This is a genomic window from Pseudoalteromonas sp. S1650 (genome assembly GCF_005887195.1).
Lineage (GTDB): Bacteria > Pseudomonadota > Gammaproteobacteria > Enterobacterales > Alteromonadaceae > Pseudoalteromonas > Pseudoalteromonas simplex.
Window position 1 is genome coordinate 1 of sequence record NZ_PNDF01000066.1, and the last position, 1,624, is coordinate 1,624.

Consider the following 1,624-nt stretch of genomic DNA (forward strand, 5'->3'; position numbering starts at 1 on the left):
TGCGATGGGGGGACGGAGCAGGCTAAACAAGCATGGCGTTGGTTGTCCATGTGAAAGTGAGTAGGTTGGTGACTTAGGAAAATCCGGGTTGCTAAGACTGAGACACGAGACGAGCCACTAAGGTGGTGAAGTTGTTGATGCCATACTTCCAGGAAAAGCCTCTAAGCTTCAGATTATACCGAATCGTACCCCAAACCGACACAGGTGGTCAGGTAGAGAATACTAAGGCGCTTGAGAGAACTCGGGTGAAGGAACTAGGCAAAATTGTACCGTAACTTCGGGAGAAGGTACGCTCCTATCTGTGATGAGACTTGCTCTCTAAGCGGACGGGAGCCGCAGTGACCAGGTGGCTGGGACTGTTTATTAAAAACACAGCACTGTGCAAAATCGCAAGATGACGTATACGGTGTGACACCTGCCCGGTGCCGGAAGGTTAATTGATGGGGTTAGTTTTCGGACGAAGCTCTTGATCGAAGCCCCGGTAAACGGCGGCCGTAACTATAACGGTCCTAAGGTAGCGAAATTCCTTGTCGGGTAAGTTCCGACCTGCACGAATGGTGTAACCATGGCCACGCTGTCTCCACCCGAGACTCAGTGAAATTGAAATCGCAGTGAAGATGCTGTGTACCCGCGGCTAGACGGAAAGACCCCGTGAACCTTTACTACAGCTTGGCACTGAACATTGACCCTACATGTGTAGGATAGGTGGGAGGCTTTGAAGCAGAAACGCTAGTTTTTGTGGAGCCGTCCTTGAAATACCACCCTTGTAGTGTTGATGTTCTAACGTTGGCCCCTAATCGGGGTTACGGACAGTGCCTGGTGGGTAGTTTGACTGGGGCGGTCTCCTCCCAAAGAGTAACGGAGGAGCACGAAGGTTGGCTAAGTACGGTCGGACATCGTACGGTTAGTGTAATGGTAGAAGCCAGCTTAACTGCGAGACAGACACGTCGAGCAGGTACGAAAGTAGGTCATAGTGATCCGGTGGTTCTGAATGGAAGGGCCATCGCTCAACGGATAAAAGGTACTCCGGGGATAACAGGCTGATACCGCCCAAGAGTTCATATCGACGGCGGTGTTTGGCACCTCGATGTCGGCTCATCACATCCTGGGGCTGAAGTCGGTCCCAAGGGTATGGCTGTTCGCCATTTAAAGTGGTACGCGAGCTGGGTTTAGAACGTCGTGAGACAGTTCGGTCCCTATCTGCCGTGGGCGTTTGAGAATTGAGAGGGGTTGCTCCTAGTACGAGAGGACCGGAGTGAACGAACCGCTGGTGTTCGGGTTGTCATGCCAATGGCACTGCCCGGTAGCTACGTTCGGAACTGATAAGCGCTGAAAGCATCTAAGCGCGAAGCAGGCCTCGAGATGAGTTCTCACTAGACTTTTAAAGTCTCTGAAGGGCCGTTGAAGACTACAACGTTGATAGGCAGGATGTGGAAGTGGTGTGAGCCATTAAGCTAACCTGTACTAATTACCCGTGAGGCTTAACCATACAACGCCAAACGCGTTTTATGACAGCGTAACGAACAGAAGTTAAGTTACTAAAGTAGACATTTACTTGATATCAGAATTCCAGATTTATTAATTTGCTCAAAAGAGCGAATTAAAACCAAATTTGCTTGGTGAC

At 50.3% G+C, this 1,624-nt stretch carries 1 rRNA gene; it reads left to right on the forward strand.

Features of this window, described 5'->3' with window-relative positions:
- Nucleotides 1–1,489, forward strand: a 23S ribosomal RNA gene (locus tag CWB80_RS17570); the annotation flags it as partial.
- Nucleotides 1,490–1,624: the final 135 nt, after the last annotated feature.